This window comes from Paenibacillus sp. EB106-05-06-XG162 (genome assembly GCF_058791655.1).
Genome location: NZ_JBYTDT010000003.1, coordinates 404,409 through 424,671 on the forward strand (window position 1 = coordinate 404,409; position 20,263 = coordinate 424,671).

Below are 20,263 nucleotides of genomic sequence, written 5' to 3' on the forward strand. Positions count from 1 at the left end.
CGTTACAACAACTCCCTTCGCATTACTGAAAATTGTCTCACAGTTCGAAATCCTGCCTTCTCATAGATCCGAATGGCGGGATTCGTGCTACCGGTGTAGAGGGACATATACGCCGTTCCGATCTGCTGAAAAGCCTCGCATAGTCTAAAAAATAGAATGCTGCCCAGCCCGTGTCCTTCATGCTCCGGGTGCACCCCGATCCCGGCAAAATAACCTCGGCCGTTCGGTTGACGGATCACCGGACCAGCAAATCCGACCGCCTTGCCGCGATGCGCCGCGATGACGACGGGTACGCCTGCGTTGACGCACTGAGCGATCTCTTTCTGCCATAGCGGATTATCGAATCCGCTGAGCATGTCCTCAACACCGTCATGCAGGGTAGGATTGAACAAGGCTACACTATAATGCTCAAGTGACGCGCTAGCTTCCTTCGCCTTGATATCTTCCGGGACGTTGAATGCTTCCAAATTCAGATACATCGCGCACTCGATGGCGCGTTCAGCATATCCCTCCCGCAGCAGAAATGCATACAGCGGACTATCTACCGGAACGCCCGGCGCGTTATTGTGTTCATGCTTCGGCGTATTCGGGATATACCACGGCAGCATCATCGGATTGAAGAACAACACATCCGCCTGCTTCTTCCCAAGTGATCTAAATCGTTGCTCTAATGCCCCCAGCATGATTCGGTAATGTTCATCGGTTCTGAATTCATCGGATAATACGATGCAGGTGATATATCCCGCAATACTCCCTAGCGGCAGATCATTGCCTGTACACCCGCAGGCGAATCCTTCCACTTGACCGGCAACCAATAAGACAAACGTATTCTCCCTGTCGAAATACGGGCTGGACAAAAAAATACGCTCGAAGCTATCCTCATCCAGCTCCTTATACCCTTCTCTCACAGCGACCTCGTTCCACAACGAAATAACCTCATGAATATATTGAGGATCCCAGCATACGACCATTCGAACCCGCCCCCCTTAGCCGCACATAAAGGTGTTCAAAAAATCATCTTTTGATCACGAAGTGTTTCATGTAGAGAATTCGACATCGAATCTTGCGTTCATCCTCGAAGAGTTTACGCTTACGAAGTATGTTTCCTTCGGAAACATTTCAGGTACTCATTTAGGTTTTGCCTAAACTCCGTTCCTCCTTCTTCAGATTCTCGCAACCTTCTCGGTGCTGAAAAGCCGACTTTTTGAACACGATTCTAATTCTAATACGAAACTTTCCCCATCACGACAGCTCGCTCGGCGCCTGTCACAGCAGGAAGATTGTTCGGCTGCCGGGCCAGTGTATAATCCGCAAGCAAGGCGAACGCGACGGCCTCTTTGGCATCACTGCTCAGACCAACCTGTTCCTGTGTCATCACTTGCACGCCCATCGGTTCCATTTCTTGCGAAATGTACGCCATCAGCACGGGATTATAGCTTCCTCCGCCGCCTACCAGCATGACATCTGCAGGATTCTGGTCTCGGATATAGCGTCGATACGCATCTCCGATCGACCACGCTGTCAGCTTCGTAACCGTTGTTACAATATTCTCGGAAGAAATTCCGTGCTCCTCCGCATACCGAAGCAACCTATCTATATAAGAAGAACCAAATCGTTCTCTGCCTGTCGATTTCGGCAAAGGCAGTGCATAGTACTCCTCTTGCTGCAAAAAATGAAGAAACCCCGCGTCTATGCTGCCCGTTCGAGCAATGGCTCCCCCAGTATCCATCGTTAGTTGTCCCGAATACAAACGCTCAATAACACCATCAATGAGCATGTTCCCCGGTCCGGTATCAAAAGCATATACCTGCTCAGGCGCGCAATTGGCAGGAATAATCGTAATATTGCCGATTCCGCCGATATTCTGCAGCAGCATCGTTCGATGAGCTTCCCGATACAGCAGATATTCCGTGAAAGGAACGAGCGGCGCACCTTGACCACCGACTGCCATATCTGCCGGCCGAAAGTCCGACACGCAAGGTATTCCTGTTCTTGCCGCAATCACGGAACCTTCACCGATCTGTACGGTATAATGCACATCAAATCCATGCATACGCTGCAGATCCGGCGCATGATAAATCGTCTGTCCATGCGAACCGATGACCGAAACTTCTGACGGCGTAAGCCCTGCTCTTGCAATCACGGAGAGCGCAGCTTCAGCAAATAATTCGCCAAGCAATACATTCATCTTGCCAACCTTGTCTACGGTTGCCTGGATCGGATCGAAGAGCATGAAGATCTCCTCTCGAATGGCAGCCGTATAGGCCGTATTCTCGAACGCGATCAGCTCGACCTGCGGCGATTCGCCCGGAATCCCGCTCATTCGTATGACAGCTGCATCGATTCCATCAACGGACGTGCCGGACATCAGGCCGACAGCATAGCGAGATTGGTACTTAGATACCATCGTGCTGCTCATATTAACCTTTCACCGCGCCTACCGTGACGCCTTTTAAGAAGTATTTCTGCAAGCTGAAGAAGAGGATGAACATCGGCAGCGCAGAGATCGTCGCACCCGCCATCATGGGTGCGAAGTACGTCGTATTCGCAAATCTGAAGTTTTTGAGCCCGACTTGAATCGTCTGCATATCCATCGTATTGGTGACGAGCAGCGGCCAGAAGAAAGTATTCCAGCTTTCCATGAAGGTAAGAATCGCCATAACGGCGAGAACCGTTTTGGATAATGGGAGAATAATTCTCAAATAGACCTGGAACTGGTTACACCCTTCAATCTTCGCGCATTCAAGAATTTCTCCAGGAATGCTGCTCATGAACTGCTTCGACAGGAATATGTTATATACCGTTACAAGTCCCGGCAGAATCAGGGCGCTATAGGTATTCTGGATTTCAAAAATATTAACGATCAGGATGTACAAAGGCACTTGCGTGACCTGATACGGAATCATCATAGCAACGAGCAAGATGGCAAAGAGAACGGATCTGCCCTTAAATCTTATTTTAGAGAATGCATAACCCGCCATACTGGCAAAAAATACATTCGAAACGGTGACGACGCTTGCCACAATCAGGGAATTCAGAAGCCATCGTAAAGAATAGTCACTATAGTCAAAAAAGAACTTGTAGGATTCTAACGAAATTTTGGTGGGAAATAGCGTATAACTCATTGCCCCGGCTTCGACGGGATCGCCTAAGGAAGAAATAATCATAAAATAAATCGGGAATAACGTCGCAAGAGCAAACAGCAGTAGTATGATCATAATGACCGTATTTCTAGCATATTTGAGCGGCTTTTTCCCCGTGTGTTCACTATAGAGCGCCATATGAATTTTCCCCTTTCCTCAATACTCCACGTCTTTGCCTAGGAATTTAAATTGAATCAATGAGATTCCCCCGATAATCAAGGCCAAAATGAGAGATTGTGCGGCAGCTTTGCCAAATTCAAAATATTTGAAAGCGTTGTTAAATATCAATAATCCGACCATCGTCGTCGCATTGTCCGGGCCGCCTCCCGTCATGAGGTAAGCGTTCTGGAATACCTGGAACGAGCCAATGACACCCGTTACAAGCAGGAATAATGTAGTTGGTTTCAGACAAGGAATAACAATATACCACAGCTTCTTCAAGAATGAAGCGCCGTCCAATTCCGCTGCCTCGTAGTAGCTGTCATCAATACCGAGCAAAGCGGCCAAATAAATAATGATACTCGTACCGTGACTCGACAACCATGACATGAGAACGAGCGAGAACATGGATGTGGAGGTAGCTCCGAGCCAATTCACATTGCTGATGCCCAAAAATCCGAGCAGTTGGTTGAAGATCCCGTTCGGCATCGGATCGAAAATCCACAGCCATACGACGGATAATGCGACACCGGATGCAACGGCCGGCAAATAATAAATAGCTTTGAACACGGTTTGCAGCTTTTTCTTCAGCGGCAGGATTAGGAGAGATACACCTAATGAAATGAACAAAGCAACAGGTACGGTTAGCACGGTATACACAACGGTATTCTTAATCGCTTTCCAGAATAGAGGGTCCTTAAACGAGTCGATATAATTATCGAATCCGATAAACTTAGAACCAAGCGGCATATATTTCTGAAAACTAATGATCAATGCGCTCAGAACCGGATATGCAGTAAATAACGCGAAAATAACCAACGCAACGGCGATAAAAGCATAACCAGCGCCGCTATCTCCTTTGATTTTTCTTCTCTTTATCGGTTTTGCGATTTGGGTCATGTTGCGCCCCCTCTCCCATCTCAGTTTCATAAAAGTTTCGGATAGCCGCATGAACATTCGCACGGCTATCCGAGACAGCTTACATCTTAGTCTTTTACAATACCATCTTCGCCAAAGGTTTGAATGGCTGCCGCCTTCACCGCATCATACATGGCTTCTGGCGTCATTTCACCGGCAATCAATGCCTGCAATTTCGGAATAATGACTTCATCTTCCAGCTTAATTGCTTTGGCGCCTAGTTCAGTTGGGATATCAGGACGAGCTGGGGCTGCTGTCGCGAGCATCGCTTCAACGGCCGCGACATTGTCAGGATTTCTGTTCACTGTCATACTCTCAGCCGCTTTTTTACCACTCTTCGTGATATGGGCAGCGAACAAATCGTTATTCGTCGTTGCTGCTACCTTACCGCTTGCCAAGAAGTACGCTGCTTTTACTATATTCGCTTTGTGTTCAGGCGTTGGTTCTTTCTTGCCGCGAAATGCAACATAGCCGTCTACTGCAGCACTTGCCTGCGCCTTCTGCCCTGCGAAGGTAGGAACCGGAAGCACGATGTATTCGACTGGAATGCTCCCTTTAACAGCGCTGCCGTCATTCGCTTTAATTTTCTCGTTATTTTTATTCGCGGAGTTCTCGAACACAGCTAGACCTTTACCTGTAATCATCGTCTGACCCGTCAGGAACATATTCCAGCGTTTACCTGCGTCCACCGAGCTCAGCTCTTTCGGCATTGAACCGTCATCAATCATTACACGAATATCTTTTAAGACTTCCAGATAGTTTTTACTCGTATAGGCATACTTCAGATCTTTATCGAATGCGGCTGGCATACCCGCATTTTTGACGAGAATCGCCAGATAATCTTTGGATGTTACGCCGGCCGTTGCGAATACGAATCCGTAACGAGAAGTCTTGCCGCCTTCAGACACAACGCCTTTTTTGATATCTTCACGGAATTGCTCGAAGGTCCAGCCTTCCTTTTGAACTTTCTTATAGTCGATTCCCGCTTTTTCGAGGAACTCTTTGTTCCCGCCTAAGGCGTGTACTTCCATGTACGCAGGGAAGCCGTATAGACCGGTGCCATTCTTCATATATTCGAGCGGCGCTTGATCGTAATCCGCAATCATCTCAGCCGTTGCCGCATCCGTGATATCCAAGGCCATGCCTTGCTCAACGTATTTCGAAATGCCATCCGAACCCAAGAATGCGATATCCGGTGGGCTGCCCGCATTCACCTGTGTATCCAGCTTCTGGGTCATATCTTCCCAGCTGGCCGGTTCGATTTTCAACGTCAGATTCGGATATAAGGCATTGAAGTCTTTCTCCATTTGTGGGAAATTTTCTTGATAGGCTGGTGATACCGGCGGCAATAGCGCCGTAATGGTGTCTTTCGCTGCTTCGGTGCTCACATTCGTGTTATTGTTTGTATTGTTATTTGTGTCAGATGGCGTCCCCTCTTTGGTCGTCGATGAGCTGCCACATGCTGTCAAGGCGGTTAAAGCTAAAGTTAAAGCACAAATCGATGCTAATACACGCATTTTTCTTTTCATAAATACATGCCTCCTTAATCTTTTACACTACCTTGTTAAAACTGCCGATCGCCTTTTTCAAACTGCCGTCAAACTGTTCCAACACTTGCTCTGCTTCCTCCGCATCCAGACCGGTTTTAATCATCATAATGGCAAGCTTACAGCTCATGGAAGCGCTTTCTAAATAAGCAGCAGCTGTACCGGCATCGACGCCTGTCGCAGACCGAATGATCCGAACGGAACGGTCTCGCAATTTTTTATTACTTGCCTTCAAGTCTACCATGAGGTTGTTATACGTCTTCCCGAGCTTCACCATCGTGCATGTCGTGAGCATGTTGAGTACAAGTTTCTGTGCTGTACCCGCTTTCAATCGAGTAGAACCCATGATGACCTCTGGCCCGACAACGGGCGCTATGCATACATCGCAGACAGGCTCTAATTTGGAATTCTTGTTATTGACGACACCGATCGTTGCGGCTCCAATTTCCTTCGCCTTCGTAAGTCCGGCAATCACAAATTGTGCGCTTCCGCTGGCCGTAATGCCGATAACAACATCCTTGTCTGTCACCCCGCACCGTTCAATAAGTGCTATACCCTCCTCTGCATTGTCTTCACAACCTTCAACAGCGGTTCTCAGCGCTCCATCGCCTCCAGCAATATGTCCCTGTACAATCATCGGGTTAATGCCGAACGTAGGAGGACATTCCGATGCATCGAGTACACCAAGTCTGCCAGAAGATCCAGCTCCTACGTAGAACATTCTGCCGCCGTTCTTGAGCGCATGATGCAGTATGTCAACCGCTCTTGCAATATGCGGTATTTCTGCTGCGACTGCACCCGGAACCGTAGCATCCTGCTCGTTCATGAGACGAACCATTTCCTCGGTTGAACATTCATCAATTATCCGTGTCGTCTCATTGATCGCTTCCGTAGTCAATCTCGCCAGATATTCATCCATTGCCATCCTCCTATCCATCCTGGTGATGTATTTATCTTAAATTCATATTATCCAGTATTTTCAATCTGGTCAATAGTTTTTGAAATAAAATTTTATTATAAAATAAATTATTGTTTTTTTATTTCCCTATTTCGACAAAAAACACCGGCTCTATGGCAATAGACCGATGTCTGTATCACTTATTTCCGATGTTTGCTGGATAATATATTATGCGTCTTGGTTAAATATTTCTTGACGTTCTTATACTCGGCGCTGGCTACGCCTGCAAAAAGGATATCGATCACGGTCAACATCGCAATTCGCGATCCCATCGCCCCGCTTCGAATCGTAACTTCTGGCGTAGAGATGCTTAGTACGATATCCGCTTTATCCGCCAGCTCACTTTTATGATATTTGGTGATGGCAATCGTACATGCGCCGTTCTTCTTGGCAATCTCGAGCGAATCAAGGATTTCCACCGTATCGCCGGAATTCGAAATAAAGATAGCCACATCGTTCTTCTCCATGAGCACCGCTGCCGTCAGCTGACTGTGACCGTCCGCATAGGTATGACACACCTTGTTAATCCTGGTAAATTTCTGCTCCGCATCAATACCGATCAGACTCGAAGCGCCGATCCCGAAGAACGCGATGCGTTTGCTTTGACGCAGTACTTGGACCGCCCGAGCGATTTCATTCTTGTCGATGACGCTCTGCGTGTCTTCAATCGATTTGATATTGTTGCGAGAAATATTCGAGATAATGACGGACAGATCGTCTCCAGGCTGTATATCCGTATATTGATCCTTCTCGTCCTCGTCCATCGAACCGAGCGAAGCTGAAATACTTACGATAAAACTACGGTAGCCGGTATAGCCCATCGTCTTACAGAAACGAAGGACCGATGCGTCGCTAGTCTTGGTCAGTTGTGCGAGATTCTTGATAGATAGATGCGGGATATCTTCCAAATTTTCTAAGATATACTCGGCAACCAGCTTCTCTACGGGCGTCAAGCTTTCTTTCATGTCCCGAATTTTAATTAGAATATTATCGTTAATTGACATGTCTCTTCCCTACTCGTCATTATGATTTATGTTGCATGAAGTACATAACGGTTACTATAAAGGAAAACGAAGTCCTTCCCTGGTCCATCATGAAATTTAATTTCATCATAAGGGGAATGGTGTAAAAATACAAGAATTATACCAGAGGCCGAAGTAGGGCCAACTAGAAGACAAGTTCAAAATTTTATTTCAAAAATTTATTATCATCATGAAATATTAATTCTATTTTATATTGCGGCAATTCAAAATGCAATGCTATAATAACAGCGTAATCTTATGGCAACATTTTCCGGATAACTAAGGATCGAAGGGTGGAGAAGCGGATGAATAGTAGATTGAAAATTGCGATCATCGGATCAGGCAGCACCTACACGCCCGAGCTCATTGAAGGCATGATCAAGCGTAAAGACGTTTTGCCGATCGATGAGCTCGTTCTGATGGATATCGATGATAGAAAGCTTAAAATTGTAGGCAGTCTATGCGAACGGATGATTCAGGCAGCGAACCTGTCCTGCCGCGTAGTCATGACCCAGAACTTGGATGAAGCATTGCGTGATGCGAGCTTCGTACTCGCGCAAATTCGCGTTGGCAAGCTCCCCGCCAGAGTTATCGATGAATCGATCCCGCTGAAATATGATTTAATCGGCCAAGAAACATGTGGAATCGGCGGATTCTTCAAAGCGATGCGCACCATTCCGGTGATGCTCCATATTGCGGAACGCATGCAGGAGCTATGCCCTGAGGCATGGCTCATCAATTTTTCCAATCCGGCAGGCATTATTACCGAAGCGATTCTCAATCACACCAAGGTCAAGATGCTCGGCCTGTGCAATGTGCCCTTCAACATGTTCAAGAGTATTCGCGAAACCCTGCAGCTCGAACGCGCCAATTTCACCTATATCGGCCTTAACCATCTGAGTTGGATCACATCCATCGAGCAAGACGGCAAAGACTATCTAAAAACCGCGCTAGAGATGGGCCTGAATAGCGAAGCGATGAAGAATATCCCTTCGAGCGGATTCTCGAAAGATATCATTCAAATGGTAGGGGCGATCCCTTCTTCCTATTTGGAATATTATTATTTCAAAGAAAAGAAGCTTAAGTTGCTCAAAGAAAGTGAATTAACGCGCGGCCAGAAGTGCATGCAGATCGAAGAAGAACTGCTGAATATCTACATGGATGCCGAGCTTCATACCAAGCCTGAGCTGCTATCCACCCGCGGCGGTGCGAACTATTCTGAAGTGGCGATCAGTCTTGTGGATGCGATCTATAATGATAAACAAGAGATCCATGTCGTGAACCTGCTGAATAACGGGGCATTAGATTTCATGGAGGACACGGACGCCGTTGAAGTGTGCGCGGTTGTTGGCAAACACGGCGCAGTACCGCTAGAGGTCAGCGGCTTCCACAATCAGCATATTATCGACTACATGCGGATGGTTAAAGCCTATGAGCGCGAGACCGTTGCCGCTGCCGTACACGGGGATGAGGATGCGGCGATGCGTGCCCTGTTAATGAATCCATTGGTCGGCGACTACAATGTCGCATCCCAATGCTTCAGTGAGTTGAAAGCTGCTCACAAGGCCGATCTCCCGCAATTTTTCGCAAAGGAAACGAAAGTATGATGACCAGCAAGTACGTTATTGGCGTCGATGGCGGCAATAGCAAAACCGACTATTTCCTGTTTGATCTGCAAGGGAGTTTCGTGGATCACATCAACACTGGCACGTGTAGTCATGAACAATTCCCCGACGCCTATGCAAGCGCATTCCGTATCATGAATGAGAATATTCAGCATTTGCTGACACGGAATCAGTTAACTATGAGCGACATTGCAGCCGGGGCATTCGGACTCGCAGGCGCAGACATCCCTTCTCAGAAAGAGAATTTATGCCGAGTGATTGAGGAAATCGGGTTTACGCATTATGCGATGGACAATGACTCTTTTCTTGGCGTAAAAGCAGGCAGTGAAAAAGGATACGGCATATGCTCCATCAACGGCTCCGGCACCTCCACTGGCGGCATATCCCCAAGCGGAAAGCGCCTGCAGGTAGGTGGTGTTGGCAGCGAGCTGTCCGGCGATGAAGCGGGAGGGTTTTATCTCGCGAGAAAAACGCTCCGGGCAGTGTATGACGCCTATTACCGGATGGGACCGGCAACGACGATGACCGGACCAGTGATGGAGCTGCTTCGGATCCCAAGTCAGGAATTATTCATTGAATATGCGTTAACTGGTATGCTTCAGCGGACGCTTCCGAATACCGAGCTGATGCAAATCCTGTTCTCCTGTGCAGATCAAGGGGATTTGGCGGCTCTGGACATCATCGAACACTCAGCCAAGCAGCTTGCCTGCTCGACGGTCGGCTGCATGCATCACCTAGACTTCGATCATGAGGTGGACATTGTACTCGCTGGTTCGGTATGGGTCAAAGCGGAGAGCCCGCTACTATTACAGAAATACAAACGATATGTCGAACAATTAACCTCACATCACTGCAACTACATCCTGCTGCAAGTACCGCCAGCTACAGGCGCCGTGCTATGGGCGCTGGAGCTTGCGCACGGCCAACCGGTGGATCAAGCAGCTCGCCAGAAGGTCATCCACTCGGTAGAAAATCGATTGTAGCATGAATCCATGGTTTCCCTTCTCAAGTCAAAGAAGCTAAGGCTGTCATTCCGCCTTAGCTTCTTTGCGTTTATCCGTGTGTTAAGACGGGAGCAAGGGCTGGCTAAAAAGGAGTTGGTCTAGGGGCTCGATCATATCATGCTGAAGATGAGGAAGAAGATGGGAGTACGTATTGAGGGTCATATGAACGGAGGCGTGACCGAGCCGTTCGGATACGATTTTGGGGTGAACGCCTTGCTGCAGCAGAATACTCGCATGGGTATGCCGCAAGTCGTGAAACGTAATGCGCGGAAGCTGCCAATCCTTAAGCAGGCGCAGCCATAAACGATGCAGCAGGCGAGGCGAGAGCGGGCCTCCTTCAGGCGTACTGACGACAAGCGTTGGCGGTCTCAGCGTCTCCTCTGCAAGCACCTCATGTTCGCTCTCGATCTCATGAAGACACCTTAATCTACGCTTCTCCTCCCATTCAGCGATCAAGAAAGCCTGATGCGCTTCAAGCATGCGAACCGTCTCCTGCGATAACGCAACGACCCGCACGCTTTGCGCTGTTTTGCCTCCTGCTTGAAAAGCCTTCCCACGATGGGTGAGCGTCTGCTGCATCCGAATAACACCTTGCCGGTAATCGACATCCTGCCAACGTAAGCCGAGAATTTCTCCCTGCCGCATGCCGGTGAGCACAGCAAGGGAGAATGCGATTGCGTAGCGATCTCCCTCTGCCTGTAGACGCCTCAGAAAGTCACGAATTTGATCGAGTGACCAGACCACGAACCTCCGGCGACGGATGGTCGGTTTCTCGATCTGCGCCGCTGTATTGCGAGGAATATGTTCTGCCCTAACCGCCGCTTGTAATATCGCATGCAGTAGTGAGAAGATGCGCTTGATGGTCGTGTCGGACAAAGACTTCGAGTACAAGGTATCTACAAAATGTTGAATCTGCTGCGGTGTCAGCGAGGTTAGCTGCATGATGCCAAACGCGGGAAGAAGATGGGTCCGTAAAATCGACTGATACAGCTCCTGCGTATTCTCACTTAGACCGCGGCGCTGCGCTAACCAGCGCTGCGAATAAGTGGCAAAATTCAGTCCAACGGATCCTATTGTATTGCACTGTGGAACATCTACACTTGCGCCATATTCTGACTTTCGCAACACTTCCTCGATCTCGCATCGCCATTTCGCTAACGCAAGCTCCGCTTCTTTCTTCGTGCTGAATCCGCGCTGTTTGTAGCGTATCCGCTTGCCTGTCTGCGGATCTCGCCCCGCCTCCGCCTCGATATACCATGGGTTCCGCTTCGCCTTCGGATTTTTATACACAGGCATCGACTCATCCCCTTTACACCAAGCTGCCGCCTGAAGCATACGGTCTAATCCGTATCAGTATATGCCGCCAATTCCCCGCCAACGACTACCCAGCATATGAAAAAAACCTTTGTGAACAGAGGGTTTTTCTCAGCCGCCCTACCCTTCAATAGTGTTAGGGTCATTTATCTGGTTATTATCTCCAATCATTATTAGACTTCAGAGATCATTCAAAGTATTGGAATATCTAGATTCTATGCGGATCCTAATAATTTATTAATTCCTTATGTAGCTTATAATCATCGGGAGTATAGTGCCAACTTTAGTGCCGGATGTAGTGCCAAATAAAAAAAGAAGCAGGGGTTACTCAGCCTGCTCCTCACTAGTTCCATCAAACCACTTTAAAAATCCATTCCTTGAAATGATAATCCTTCTCCCCACATGTACAACGTGGAATTTGCCTGATTTAACTAAATCATATGCTTGAACTTTCCCAATACCTAAAAATTTCTGAATATCCGCAACAGTCATTACTTCAGGTAGATCTTCTTTTTTTCGTGTCAGCATTAAATCACCTCTTATGTCATTTATACAATTCGCATGAATTGTCCTATTACTCTAAGTTATTTAAAATGATTCCTATGCAACTCCAATATCCGAAATTAGTACCAAGAAACAAAAAAACATTCGTATACCGAAGCCGTCGCAGATTTAAAATCATACAGGTTCTAGTATGATCGAATGCGACTAGATGGCTATGGTATACGAATGTTCTTCTTTGTCTACTCCTCAAACGATAAATTCATAGGCTCGTCTAGAAGATCACACGAAAAATCAATATTTGTCGTAGGTACCTTGGTATCCACTTCCTCGAATTGCAGCCCATCAATCCAGACCTGCCCGCTTCCGGACAGCAGCACACCAAAAGCAATCGCGGCACTATGATCCGGCACATCCAGCACGATGCTGTAATGGTTCCACGCCGTATCTCCGATAATAGGGCGGTCACTCATGTTATCAAATTGCAGTACATCATGAAGCGCATCGTCGACTCGCATCCAGAACCCGCAAAACCCGCTCACTGCCTTTGTTTTGATAAACCCTGAGAGCTTTAATCTTTGGCCGATATATTTGTCCGCTTTGAATTGCTGCATCATTGTTGCAAACTCGCCTTCCGTCTGTACCACGGTAACCGACTTTAAAAATCCGGACGCTTTCCCTTGATGGAAGGTTTCCCGGTCAATCCCCATCTGATAATTAAAGGGGTGACTTCCGCTTAACTGCCATCCTTTTAATAATTGTTCATTTTTCATTTTCATTTCCTCCCTTTGCATCGTTAATTTGCCCATGATTTTGCGATACTGCCCTGGCGGTAATTGATAGTATTTCTTAAAAGAACGGGTGAACGATTCTTGGCTTTCAAAGCGATAATAGATCGCAATATCTATAATTTTGTCATCTGTGAACAGTAACATATTGGACGAATTTGCAATTCTCCGAAATCGGATATATTCAGATGCGGTTACTCCAACCTCTTGCTGAAAAATCCGATGATAATGATACTTTGAAAACCCTGCAAACTTAGCCATGCTCTCTAGCGACAATTCTTCGTGCAAATGCGTCTCTATAAAGGCAATAGACTGTTGGATGATCGGACTGTAGCTCAATTTATAACCTCCTTAGGAATAAAATAGCAGAAGCAGCCGCTGCTTTTTTGACATATATTGCTTTGTTTCGCCTGCTCTGAAAAAAGCACGCGGGAAACGGATATATCACCCCATCTCCTCACGTGCTGCGATTTAAAACTCCAGGCTGTTATTCTCCATTTGATGCACAATCATTTCTCTGAGCTGCGTCGGCTGGTCCGAGCGTATAGCGATTTGGGAATATTCCTTTTGAATGCCCATCATTAAGGTTGCTTTGACAGGTGTTTTCATTTTTAAAATGAGATCCGGATGAACCTTTTCAAAATCTCGCGCAATGAACTCCATCGTATCCTTCGATAATTTGTTTGCAAGAATCGCAGGATCTTCGATAATACACTCGATGTTATCAAATTCGATCTCTACACGCTTCATTAATCCAAGAGAGAGAAACAAGGAGCCCTTGTGGATATGGACCGGATTCAATCGGACCGCTTGAATATCCGCCAAGAAAAAAATGACCGAATATACATTCAGAACGAGTAAGATGATCGAAATAACGATTGATTTTTGATGCAGCCATAGATGGATGCCTAATGTTTCAATGACAATGGCATGGATCATCATCACTTGGAATGCAATGTAGCTTGAGCGTTTATACAGTGTGATCCCTGACGGCGGCGTCTTTTTCCAGCTAAAGAAAGCATAATAGAACATCATCGCCTCCGAACAGATCATCTGAATAATTGGATTTTTGTGTATGTATTCATCGATTGCCTGAGGGAAAGCAAAAACGGCCGGTAGTGTGCTCGTTTTCACCTTTTTTATGATTTTGGGCATGTAATGGACAAGCGTAACAATGAGCATCAGTTCAAAGATGATGAGCCCCGCCTCGACTGCAATACCGGCCCAAGTAACCGCCGCAAAGGGTTCTAATAGATGATGCGGAATGAGAAACCTAGCTAATATGCATCCTGCCGCAGACAGAATCACAGCTGTCTTAAGAGAGAACTTCTTACGGTACAACATCGAGAGTAGAGGCAGCATGATGATCAGATCAAATAAGGACCCTAATACGACCCCATTCGTGTGGGATGGGAGTAATTGATCTCCGAAATGCGTGCGATAGAGCATGAAATTACTGCATAGAACAAAACCCAACAATAATAACCAAACATACTTACCCCTTTCAATGACACGCATCGACTATTCCCCTTTCACAATCCCGTTTAATTGTTCGAGGATACGAACCATATGCTCCAAGTCTTCTACAGGCAGCTGTCCGTAAACCTCGCGGTTGATCTCCTCTTCAAACGTTTGCGCTTCTTCGAAGTACCGCTCGCCCTTCGCCGCCAGCTTCAGTACAATTTCACGACGATTTTCCGGGTTGATACTGCGGGTAATGTATTCTTTGGTCTCTAGTTTGTTGAGAATTTGACTAACGGCACTCATAGATATATTCAATTGAGCAGCTAAATCCTTCGTTGAAGCGCATCCGGTCCGGATGAGCTCTAATAATAAAACCTGCTTCACTGTGAGCTCATTATCAATTTGATGCTCAAATCTGCTTGCTAATTGAACGCTTAAACGATTTAGTAAACCGTTAATTTGTTGAATAAGATCATTTTTCACGATTAATACACCTCGCTTAATAATTAAGTTGACTTAACTATAAAGTAAAATAAAGTAAAAGTACATATGAAATTGAGGTAAGGATATCCTTGTCAGAAGGGGGCTGTAATATGATAGACTAACATTATCAATATTTTCCACCAACTGAGATGAGGAGAGAGGATTAGATGAGTTTCCTTAAAAAGATATTCGGGGGTAAGAACGACGGAGAAAAGTCGAATGACGGCACTACGATTTACAAATACGAAGAAAGTGCTGATTATGCGCCACCAGCTCCAATGGAATACGTGGAAGAAATCGTTGCACATTTCGAAACGGTATTTCCCGGACGAACAAGCAGTGTCTTTCATGAGATTATATCCGACACCATACATATTGATGTAAATATCATGGAACCTACGGAAGAAGAGCCATTCTGGGTACTATACACGAACGGTATGAGTGACTTGCCGATGACGCTTCCAGATGAAATACTAGCTGAGCTAGACGATCAATACGATCGGGCGGAAGTTATGATGTTTCTTCCCGCTTCCTGGGAACTGACAGAAGAATCCGTCAAGGATGAGAACAACTACTGGCCGATCCGACTCATGAAGCAGATGGCTCGTTTTCCCCATCAGTATAATACGTGGTTGGGTTATGGACATACCATCCCCAATTACCAGGACTATGAACCCTATGCCGACGGAACCGGGTTGAATGGGGTTGTACTCTATCAATTAAATGAAGAGATCAGCGTCATCCCTACTAAAGACGGGAATAAGATTCATACCTATTTCTTGATTCCTCTGTATAAAGAGGAGATGGATTATAAGTTAGAGCATGGCATGGATGCACTGATGGACAAATTATTGGAGTTGGACGATGAAGTACTTGAGTTACATGCAAACAGAATGAATACTTGCAAATAGTACATAGACCTGAGCGAAAGCTAAACAAGCTGCCTTCTGTTCCATACAGAAAGCAGCTTGGTATATCTGCCGTCACCTATTTTTCATGCGGCAAATATGTCGGCATCTTCACTTGTTTGATCAGCAGAACGCCGTCGAAATGCCGTCTTAGCTCTAGCGGCATCGGCATCATCACCTGATAAGAGGCTATCATCCGTTCGAACATCCACGAATTTCCCCGTTCATTTTCCCGATAGCGTAAATCCATAAATGTATATGGCTGTCCTACTGCCGATAAAATATCTTCCATAGATCCCGGGATCATCGGATCCAGCTTAAGCGGTTCCCTCGTGTTCTCGGCCACTTGTCCTTCGCCCATAAATAGACCCATGACGTAGCTTTCCTGCTGCAGCTCCTTCGGCATGAGCTCTCCCATACTCTTCGGCATGGTGGAAATGAGAGACTGTGCTTTGCTGATATGGCCATTATGGCCCCATACGATGATTTTCTCTTCCGGATAAATTTCTGTCGCCAGCCATGCAAGATTGCTAGCCATCGCCCGATCGCGCCATGTCATCATAGACTGAGCGCCACTATAATCACCTTGTTCTGTTAAAATATTGGATTGGATGCACAGCTCATTAAACTCCTGAATGACCCGGATGCGATCCTCTAGCGCTCGCTTCATCAATTTGACGATATGCGGTTCATCGGGATAGTCCATCTTCAGCGCATTTTCATTCTTAGTCACGACCTGCAATAACTCTTCATACACCTTTATCAGCTCACGCTTGGCCTTGCGGAATCCGCTGAGATCCTTGCTCATTCTCCACTTATGAACCTCTTGTTCCGCTTGCAACGCTCTGTCCTTCAGCCCTTTGCTTGGAATCCAATTCGCATCCTGAAATAGCGGGGATTGCACCTGAATATCGAAACCCGTCAGCCGCAAAGGCGAATCGCTCTTATGTGTCTCCTTTATGTACTCGAATAGCGGCTTCGTCTCTTCCGTCCACCATACGCCAAATATGGAACGCATCATCGTCTCCTGGGTCGCAGCCTTTTTTATCCGTCCCTGTGCAAGGGCAGCATCGCCCAAACCACTTTCAAATGCAACCATGTTATATCCTAGCGTTTGGTGCAAATATTGAATGAGGCGCGTTTTGACGAGGTTAAATTCGGCCACCCCATGTGAATTTTCCCCCAAATAGACAATTCGCTTGTCAGCGAGCAAAGGGATCAGCATATCGAGATCGCTAAATTTGTCCTGCGCAATGGATCCTCCGTTCGAAGACCATGGTTCCGGTTGAATCGCATTTAAGGTATAAGCATGATCCGCGGCCCAACGTTTCCAATCGGATAAAGCGGCCTGATACGATCTTGCTGTTCTGACTTGCTGTTCATGTACTATTGTCTCGTTCATGGGTTGGGACGAAGTTCTCGCCGCAGCTTCCCCATATGCGGTCTTTACCGGAATAACAGCAGATGTCATCAAGGTACTAAGCATGATCAACGTGAGCGGCATGCACAAAAAGCGACGCAAACCAAGGGTATTCGTGTTCCATGTCATTGAATCTAACTCCTCACCGAAAAGTAATTTACGTTCTTTTTCAAGAATACATAAATTGCACCCTACCTTTTTGATCATTATTGCTATCTTTATTTGAACACAATAATATTGCTGGAGTTGATTATAGTCATGGATACTTGGATTTGGAGTATTCTTGGTCACACAGAACACTAGCATATAGAACATCTCTTAGTGAATAACCAGTCCAATGAAAAGGGAATCTTATACAAGAACAGACTTAAAAGAATAGGGAGTGAGCAAGAGATGGGAACGATGTCAGGGGTGGGCAGCTCTAACCCTCAAATTGGAGCAGCTCAAAAAACACTTGGCCAGTACTTGTTCGATTGCCTAAAGTTGGAGGGCATTACCGAAATTTTTGGTGTTGCCGGAGACTATAATTTTACACTATTGGATACGCTGGAGCGGTATAACGGCGTCCGGTTTATTAGTGGGCGGAACGAATTGAACTCAGGTTATGCGGCACCAGGAAATGCTTGATCTAGCATAAGTCCAATCCCCGCTCCTACTATAACTCATGCATAAATAATGACATCTCCTTGTTTCATGTCTTCTTATAGCCCCCTTGTCTTTAACATTGGCTCCATTATACAAAATGACGTTACGTCATTTTCAAGTATTTATATAATATAAAAACAGCTTGAAAGTGACGTTAAGTAATCTTATATAATCAGTTTTACAATCATGAAGAGGTGAGAAAATGAATAAATATTTGGTTTGTTTACTTATCGTGGGAGTTCTTTTTCTAAGTGCTTGTAGTTCTAATGATGAGGATTTACAAACTGTATCTATTAAGGGAATAGAAAGCATCAATATCGATCATGGCAGTACAACAGTCGTCGTAGAATCAGCAGATATCGAGTCACTTGAAGCTTCCTGGCACAATGTTGCAGGACCGGGAATTGTGATTGATGAGGAAAAAGAATCAATCAACATTCGATTAAAGAGTGACTTTAGAGAAATTGTGAATATCGGAAAAATGCCTCAGTTATCCGTGATATTCCTTTGGATGATAGCAAGCAAAGCAATCGCAAAACTGAGGGACAGACTGGGGATGGCTCATTTAATGTGAAGATCGAAACAACTTCTGGAAATATAACGATTACATAAAAAAAATTTTGAAAGGCTATAATTCGTTAAGAAAGACTATAGCGAAAGTCATCCAAGGACGAGTACCCTTAACCGAATGACAGGAAATTAACAAGAGAAGCCCGCTTTCCATTCTTTCTTTTGGAAGCAGGCTTCTGATATTCCTTTTCATCTGAAGCTCGATCAATCAACCATTCAAAATCCGCCTCAGACATTGCCTTAGGATCCGCGATCAACCTTTCAAAGTACATAGCTTCTCTGTAGCATTGAGCTGCTCGGCCAATGGTTGATTATAGTTTTTAGACAGAAAAAAACAAGCTGAGAGAAGGAATCTTCTCTCAACTTATTTTGATAAAAACTGATTTGCTAACTTGCGGTATAGGCTAAATATTCATTCATAATGGCATTTTCACAGCCCTTTGTCAGCAACCATTGTTTTATTTCTGGCGTTGTTGCTTGGAGCCGTCGAACTGCAGCTATTTTGCCCCAGCCATGGACAGACTGAGCGAGCTGGTCATTCGTTTGTCTTGTTCCATTTTTCAATGCAAATATGACATATAATGCAAATTCTTCATGCATGCCTAATGTGAATAACAGCTCTTTATATTTCTCACAATTCGTACAACCAAGCACAGTGATTGAGAACTTTACAACCTCTCTATGTGCTGCATGTTAAAAGAAGTCATAATGCCTCTTGCTGTACGAGAGATTCATCCCACCTAGCTTGTTCGAAATGTTCGATAAATTCTTCCCCGTAGCTAGCGATATTGTCAAAAATGACTTCTTCGTAGGTTGCCTTTCGTGTTTTGTTCGTAGGATGTTGGAGTTGTCTTTTAAATAGCTTTAGCAGCTTTTTCACATAGAATGGAGTAGGCATGTCATCTACCAGATGATCAGATGAACCCGCAGCCAATCGCGAATGATTTTCATCATATAAATATTCGTCGTCCGGTAAACCATCATCTACTATTTTGTTATATGTTTGAACTTGTCTCGCAATAAAAGGAACGATCTTTTCTTTATCGTTCCACGGAAGAAAGTCAAGCTCCAGTGAATCATCGAGCACCGTAACATTGTCGATTTTGATAATTATTCGTATCCACCGTAGTTCCATCAATGATAAGACACTCTTCTTTTAACTGGTGTATAATTTCAACACAATGCCCTTTATAATCAATCTTCCACGTCTTATTTACATCTTTCATCGCGTCACTCATTCCACGTTTAAGTTCATCTTTAAAACCCATAGTGTCCTACTTTCGTGTGTTCATTTTTTACGCTATATATGTATTATAGTCTTGGGCATTGCCGTATGGTACTGGATAATGATAAACGTACTGTGATTCGCAATGAAAAAACAGGGTGTTTTGAATCCGTCTGGATTTTGGAAGTGATACAGAGAGCTAAGAAATAAGAGCCTTCATTCACCTGATGGCTCTTATTCTGGCCCGGTCTTCTTTGTCTGGTTGCGCTAAGACTTATTATTTTTTCTTTCTTATCATTTTCCTTTTCCTACTCACCTTTTTTATCGACCGTTTAGAAGAAATCTTTTTGAGCGAGCTCTTCTTTCCGGGCGGGTTCTTTTTGAAGGACAAGTGCTTCTTTTGGAGCGGGTTCTTTCTGGAGAGTAGCGAGCTCTTCTCTCCGGGCGGGTTCTTTTTGAAGGACAAGTGCTTCTTTTGGAGCGGGTTCTTCCTGGAGAGTAGCGAGCTCTTCTCTCCGGGCGGGTTCTTTTTGAAGGACAAGTGCTTCTTTTGGAGCGGGTTCTTCCTG

19 protein-coding genes and 1 pseudogene are annotated in these 20,263 nt (G+C 45.6%); 5 read left to right on the forward strand and 15 right to left on the reverse strand.

The window, feature by feature from the left end; all coding sequences use genetic code 11:
- Positions 1–2: 2 nt before the first annotated feature.
- From AC3WU2_RS10670 to AC3WU2_RS10700, 7 genes are all read right to left on the reverse strand, one after another.
- Positions 3–971, reverse strand: coding sequence for a GNAT family N-acetyltransferase (locus tag AC3WU2_RS10670; RefSeq protein WP_492453880.1), 969 nt, complete (start codon positions 969–971; stop codon positions 3–5).
- Between the two features lie 251 nt (positions 972–1,222).
- The gene (locus tag AC3WU2_RS10675; RefSeq protein ID WP_492453881.1) at positions 1,223–2,419 is read right to left on the reverse strand and encodes an anhydro-N-acetylmuramic acid kinase; all 1,197 of its coding nucleotides are present in this window, start codon (positions 2,417–2,419) and stop codon (positions 1,223–1,225) included.
- Position 2,420: 1 nt separating this feature from the next.
- Positions 2,421–3,281, reverse strand: a complete 861-nt coding sequence (locus AC3WU2_RS10680; protein WP_492453883.1) for a carbohydrate ABC transporter permease — start codon at positions 3,279–3,281, stop codon at positions 2,421–2,423.
- Between the two features lie 18 nt (positions 3,282–3,299).
- Positions 3,300–4,202 carry a carbohydrate ABC transporter permease gene (locus AC3WU2_RS10685; RefSeq protein ID WP_492453885.1) on the reverse strand — a complete coding sequence of 301 codons (903 nt, stop codon included), beginning with the start codon at positions 4,200–4,202 and terminating at the stop codon, positions 3,300–3,302.
- A gap of 86 nt (positions 4,203–4,288) precedes the next feature.
- Positions 4,289–5,749, reverse strand: coding sequence for an ABC transporter substrate-binding protein (locus AC3WU2_RS10690; RefSeq protein WP_492453887.1), 1,461 nt, complete (start codon positions 5,747–5,749; stop codon positions 4,289–4,291).
- A gap of 22 nt (positions 5,750–5,771) precedes the next feature.
- Positions 5,772–6,686 carry an N-acetylmuramic acid 6-phosphate etherase gene (murQ, locus tag AC3WU2_RS10695; protein WP_492453888.1) on the reverse strand — a complete coding sequence of 305 codons (915 nt, stop codon included), beginning with the start codon at positions 6,684–6,686 and terminating at the stop codon, positions 5,772–5,774.
- A 179-nt stretch (positions 6,687–6,865) separates the two neighbouring features.
- Positions 6,866–7,729 carry a MurR/RpiR family transcriptional regulator gene (locus AC3WU2_RS10700; protein ID WP_018756912.1) on the reverse strand — a complete coding sequence of 288 codons (864 nt, stop codon included), beginning with the start codon at positions 7,727–7,729 and terminating at the stop codon, positions 6,866–6,868.
- Between the two features lie 323 nt (positions 7,730–8,052).
- Between AC3WU2_RS10700 and AC3WU2_RS10705 the strand changes: the two genes are divergently transcribed.
- Both AC3WU2_RS10705 and AC3WU2_RS10710 read left to right on the forward strand, forming a co-directional pair.
- Positions 8,053–9,354 (forward strand): 6-phospho-beta-glucosidase, encoded by a 1,302-nt coding sequence (locus AC3WU2_RS10705; protein WP_492453890.1) that lies wholly within the window; start codon positions 8,053–8,055, stop codon positions 9,352–9,354.
- Entirely contained in the window at positions 9,351–10,355 is a 1,005-nt protein-coding gene (locus tag AC3WU2_RS10710; RefSeq protein WP_492453892.1) for an N-acetylglucosamine kinase, read from the forward strand. The genes AC3WU2_RS10705 and AC3WU2_RS10710 overlap by 4 nt, the downstream gene beginning before the upstream one ends.
- An 81-nt stretch (positions 10,356–10,436) precedes the next feature.
- Here AC3WU2_RS10710 and AC3WU2_RS10715 read toward each other — a convergent pair whose 3' ends face one another.
- The 5 genes from AC3WU2_RS10715 to AC3WU2_RS10735 form a co-directional block, all read right to left on the reverse strand.
- Positions 10,437–11,672: a site-specific integrase gene (locus AC3WU2_RS10715; RefSeq protein WP_492453894.1), complete on the reverse strand. Its 1,236-nt coding sequence runs from the start codon at positions 11,670–11,672 to the stop codon at positions 10,437–10,439.
- A gap of 342 nt (positions 11,673–12,014) precedes the next feature.
- A complete protein-coding gene (locus AC3WU2_RS10720; protein ID WP_018756908.1) occupies positions 12,015–12,218 on the reverse strand; it encodes a helix-turn-helix domain-containing protein in 204 nt (67 codons plus the stop codon).
- Positions 12,219–12,433: 215 nt separating this feature from the next.
- Positions 12,434–13,318 (reverse strand): helix-turn-helix transcriptional regulator, encoded by an 885-nt coding sequence (locus AC3WU2_RS10725; RefSeq protein WP_492453896.1) that lies wholly within the window; start codon positions 13,316–13,318, stop codon positions 12,434–12,436.
- A 132-nt stretch (positions 13,319–13,450) separates the two neighbouring features.
- On the reverse strand, positions 13,451–14,497 hold the full coding sequence (locus AC3WU2_RS10730; protein ID WP_492453898.1) for a beta-carotene 15,15'-monooxygenase: 1,047 nt from the start codon (positions 14,495–14,497) through the stop codon (positions 13,451–13,453).
- A gap of 3 nt (positions 14,498–14,500) precedes the next feature.
- On the reverse strand, positions 14,501–14,926 hold the full coding sequence (locus AC3WU2_RS10735; protein ID WP_492453899.1) for a MarR family winged helix-turn-helix transcriptional regulator: 426 nt from the start codon (positions 14,924–14,926) through the stop codon (positions 14,501–14,503).
- 167 nt (positions 14,927–15,093) lie between these two features.
- Here AC3WU2_RS10735 and AC3WU2_RS10740 point away from each other — a divergent pair, with 167 nt between their 5' ends.
- Entirely contained in the window at positions 15,094–15,837 is a 744-nt protein-coding gene (locus AC3WU2_RS10740) for a suppressor of fused domain protein (protein WP_492453901.1), read from the forward strand.
- A gap of 76 nt (positions 15,838–15,913) precedes the next feature.
- Here the strand turns inward: AC3WU2_RS10740 and AC3WU2_RS10745 are convergent, their stop codons facing one another.
- Positions 15,914–17,383: an erythromycin esterase family protein gene (locus AC3WU2_RS10745; protein WP_492453903.1), complete on the reverse strand. Its 1,470-nt coding sequence runs from the start codon at positions 17,381–17,383 to the stop codon at positions 15,914–15,916.
- 264 nt (positions 17,384–17,647) lie between these two features.
- Between AC3WU2_RS10745 and AC3WU2_RS10750 the strand changes: the two are divergent.
- Both AC3WU2_RS10750 and AC3WU2_RS10755 read left to right on the forward strand, forming a co-directional pair.
- Positions 17,648–17,878: pseudogene (locus AC3WU2_RS10750) on the forward strand (thiamine pyrophosphate-binding protein); the annotation flags it as partial.
- A gap of 223 nt (positions 17,879–18,101) precedes the next feature.
- Positions 18,102–18,473 (forward strand): putative periplasmic lipoprotein, encoded by a 372-nt coding sequence (locus tag AC3WU2_RS10755; protein ID WP_492453905.1) that lies wholly within the window; start codon positions 18,102–18,104, stop codon positions 18,471–18,473.
- A gap of 699 nt (positions 18,474–19,172) precedes the next feature.
- Here AC3WU2_RS10755 and AC3WU2_RS10760 read toward each other — a convergent pair.
- Together AC3WU2_RS10760 and AC3WU2_RS10765 are read right to left on the reverse strand one after the other, a co-directional pair.
- The gene (locus AC3WU2_RS10760; RefSeq protein ID WP_492453907.1) at positions 19,173–19,604 is read right to left on the reverse strand and encodes a hypothetical protein; all 432 of its coding nucleotides are present in this window, start codon (positions 19,602–19,604) and stop codon (positions 19,173–19,175) included.
- A 367-nt stretch (positions 19,605–19,971) separates the two neighbouring features.
- Positions 19,972–20,263: hypothetical protein (locus AC3WU2_RS10765; protein WP_492453908.1), on the reverse strand; the 292-nt coding region annotated here is incomplete at its 5' end.

What these genes read in the sequence shown, in the direction of transcription:
- AC3WU2_RS10690 (WP_492453887.1), bottom strand. Translation starts at nt 5,749, where the DNA reads ATGAAAAGAAAAATGCGTGTATTAGCATCGATTTGTGCTTTAACTTTA.
- AC3WU2_RS10670 (WP_492453880.1), bottom strand. Translation starts at nt 971, where the DNA reads ATGGTCGTATGCTGGGATCCTCAATATATTCATGAGGTTATTTCGTTG.
- AC3WU2_RS10710 (WP_492453892.1), top strand. Translation starts at nt 9,351, where the DNA reads ATGATGACCAGCAAGTACGTTATTGGCGTCGATGGCGGCAATAGCAAA.
- AC3WU2_RS10730 (WP_492453898.1), bottom strand. Translation starts at nt 14,497, where the DNA reads ATGCGTGTCATTGAAAGGGGTAAGTATGTTTGGTTATTATTGTTGGGT.
- AC3WU2_RS10685 (WP_492453885.1), bottom strand. Translation starts at nt 4,202, where the DNA reads ATGACCCAAATCGCAAAACCGATAAAGAGAAGAAAAATCAAAGGAGAT.
- murQ (WP_492453888.1), bottom strand. Translation starts at nt 6,686, where the DNA reads ATGGATGAATATCTGGCGAGATTGACTACGGAAGCGATCAATGAGACG.
- AC3WU2_RS10745 (WP_492453903.1), bottom strand. Translation starts at nt 17,383, where the DNA reads ATGACATGGAACACGAATACCCTTGGTTTGCGTCGCTTTTTGTGCATG.
- AC3WU2_RS10755 (WP_492453905.1), top strand. Translation starts at nt 18,102, where the DNA reads ATGAATAAATATTTGGTTTGTTTACTTATCGTGGGAGTTCTTTTTCTA.
- AC3WU2_RS10700 (WP_018756912.1), bottom strand. Translation starts at nt 7,729, where the DNA reads ATGTCAATTAACGATAATATTCTAATTAAAATTCGGGACATGAAAGAA.
- AC3WU2_RS10715 (WP_492453894.1), bottom strand. Translation starts at nt 11,672, where the DNA reads ATGCCTGTGTATAAAAATCCGAAGGCGAAGCGGAACCCATGGTATATC.
- AC3WU2_RS10705 (WP_492453890.1), top strand. Translation starts at nt 8,053, where the DNA reads ATGAATAGTAGATTGAAAATTGCGATCATCGGATCAGGCAGCACCTAC.
- AC3WU2_RS10680 (WP_492453883.1), bottom strand. Translation starts at nt 3,281, where the DNA reads ATGGCGCTCTATAGTGAACACACGGGGAAAAAGCCGCTCAAATATGCT.
- AC3WU2_RS10760 (WP_492453907.1), bottom strand. Translation starts at nt 19,604, where the DNA reads ATGGAACTACGGTGGATACGAATAATTATCAAAATCGACAATGTTACG.
- AC3WU2_RS10720 (WP_018756908.1), bottom strand. Translation starts at nt 12,218, where the DNA reads ATGCTGACACGAAAAAAAGAAGATCTACCTGAAGTAATGACTGTTGCG.
- AC3WU2_RS10675 (WP_492453881.1), bottom strand. Translation starts at nt 2,419, where the DNA reads ATGAGCAGCACGATGGTATCTAAGTACCAATCTCGCTATGCTGTCGGC.
- AC3WU2_RS10740 (WP_492453901.1), top strand. Translation starts at nt 15,094, where the DNA reads ATGAGTTTCCTTAAAAAGATATTCGGGGGTAAGAACGACGGAGAAAAG.